The 2,593-nt window shown below is 42.7% G+C and carries 2 protein-coding genes; one reads left to right on the plus strand and one right to left on the minus strand.

Going from position 1 to position 2,593, the window contains the following annotated elements; genetic code table 11:
• A partial coding sequence (locus A3757_RS21980; protein ID WP_068740297.1) for a 3-hydroxyacyl-CoA dehydrogenase NAD-binding domain-containing protein occupies nt 1-1,571 on the minus strand: 1,571 nt, incomplete at its 3' end.
• Nucleotides 1,572-2,065: 494 nt separating this feature from the next.
• On the opposite strand from A3757_RS21980, the gene A3757_RS21985 reads away from it, so the two are divergent.
• A partial coding sequence (locus A3757_RS21985) for a hypothetical protein (RefSeq protein ID WP_156506492.1) occupies nt 2,066-2,593 on the plus strand: 528 nt, incomplete at its 3' end.

The raw sequence follows: 2,593 nt of genomic DNA on the forward strand, positions 1-2,593 counted from the left end.
ACGCGCTGGAAGTCAGCACCGTCACGTACTAGCGCAGCAAAGCCACCGAAGTATGGGAACAAGATACGGTTAACTAGGAAACCTGGGCAGTCGTTAACAACAACAGGCGTCTTACCCATTGCTTTAGCGTAAGCAACTGTCGTAGCGATTGTTTCTTCGCTAGTTTTCTCGCCACGGATAACCTCAACAAGAGGCATCATGTGTACAGGGTTGAAGAAGTGCATACCACAGAAGTTTTCTGGGCGCTTCAAGTTCTTAGCTAGCAAATCAATAGAGATTGTTGAAGTGTTTGAAGTCAAAATTGTATCTTCAGATACTTGATCTTCTACTTCACAAAGAACGATGTCTTTAACCTTAGGATTCTCAACAACCGCTTCAACAACCAAGTCTACGTCACCGAAGTCACCATAGCTTAGTGCTGGATCGATAGAGTTCAGAACTTCAGCCATTTTCTCAGCTTTCATCTTACCTTTGCTTACGCGCTTAGTAAGAAGCTTGCTTGCTTCGCTCAAACCTAGATCGATACCTGCTTGCGCGATATCTTTCATGATGATTGGCGTACCTTTTAGAGCAGACTGGTAAGCGATACCGCCACCCATGATACCTGCACCAAGAACCGCAGCTTTCTTAACTTCAGATGCTTTTGGCTCAAGCGCTTTTGCTTGTGCTTTAAGTGCCTGGTCATTCAAGAACAAACCAATCAAAGAAGCTGATACTGAAGTCTTAGCCATCTTAGCAAAGCCTTTCGCTTCAACTTCGATTGCCTTGTCTCGCGCCATACCCGAATGCTTCTGCATCGCTTTAATCGCTTCAACAGGTGCAGGATAGTTAGGACCAGCTTGACCAGCAACGAAACCTTTAGCAGTTTCGAAAGTCATCATGCTTTCCATTGGGTTCAGCTTAAGCTTAGAAGTCTTCTCTTCACGACGAGCTTTATAGTCTAGCTTGCCAGCAACTGCTTGCTTAACAAGATCGATTGCTGCAGCTTCTAGCTTATCAGCATCAACAACCGCATCTACTGCACCAAACTTAAGTGCATCAGGTGCTTTGTATTCTTTCGTGCCTGCGATCCATTCGATTGCATTATCTGCACCGATTAGACGTGGTAGACGTACCGTACCACCAAAACCTGGGAAGATACCCAGCTTAACTTCAGGTAGACCGACTTTAGCCGTTGGCGACATAACACGATAGTCCGTAGACAGACACATCTCGAAACCGCCACCCAACGCAATACCGTTGATAGCAGTTACAGATGGAAACGGAAGATCTTCAATTGCACTAAATACAGCGTTGGCCTGCAAGTTGTTTGCGATAAGCTCTTCTTCAGAACCAGCAAACAAGTCAGTAAATTCTGTGATATCTGCGCCAACGATAAAGCAATCTTTTGAACTTGTAACAATCAAGCCCTTAATGCCGTTTGCGTTCTTTAAGCTTTCCGCTGCTGCGCCAAGCTCTTCAATAGTAAGTCGGTTAAACTTATTGACTGACTCGCCCTCTAAATCGAAATTTAGCTGTGCGATTCCGCCTTCAATCTCTTTAACCGTGATGGCTTTACCTTCGTAAATCATCAACTGTTCTCCAAGTTAATTATCCGTGCTGGTCTACCTACGTCCTCTGAAAGGTCGAGGCTCCAACAAAGTTTTTTTGGGCCCGCATATTTCGCGGGAATTTTCGAAATTCATACGCTCGTTTGAATTGCGTGTGCGAACCATGTAAAAAAATCCATCATTTGTCAATTATTATTGACATAAGTAAACAATTCTTTTCTAGATTTTCCAACAGAACAATCACCTATCCATTTGTTTTATAGGTTTTTTTAAAATTATGCCTTTTTAACGAATTTATTATTCCACCAAAGAACAAATTCAATACAAAGCTGACTAACATATATTCTTGAGTCTTCAGAGCGTCGATAGAATTACCGAAAGCAGACAAAATCATGCGCAAAACAAAATAATTACAATCACTATGAACTTCATTCGCCAAACGCTTGTATGTTAAGCATTAAATACTACACTGAACTAAATATCTCGTTAGAAATAAAAACATGGAGTCGCAATTAATGTATTTCAAGAACATCACTTTTAACCGCCTAAGCGCTGTTATTCCATTTATTTTCGTATTGTTGTTCACATCAACACAAAGCCATGCGGCCGAGAATTCGTCAAAATCAGTCCTGGAAAACATCTACCAAAGCCAGATCAACTCTTATTATTCTATTAATGGCTTTTATAACTTCAGTGCAAACCAAGGTGCTCAAAAAGACCTGGAAGATATCAATGCCTCGCTCACAACAATGGCCGAGCTTTTTAACGCAATTCAAGGTGAAACAGATTCGGGTGAGACCTCGGAACAGTTTGAAGCAGTCGCCGCTGCATGGAAAGCCTACCAAAAAGTACTCAAGCAGAACGTACGTGAAGTTGAGAAGACAGGCTACCCTGACCTTCGCTTAGCGGGCGACATGGCGACCAATAACATTGCACTCAATGCAGCATTAAGCGGCCTTTATGATGCTATTCAAGCAGGCGCGAGTATAAAGCCAAGTAAGACAACCCAGCTAAGCCGTGATACAGCAACTAACCTTGCCCTA

It is taken from the genome of Oleiphilus sp. HI0117 (assembly GCF_001635235.1).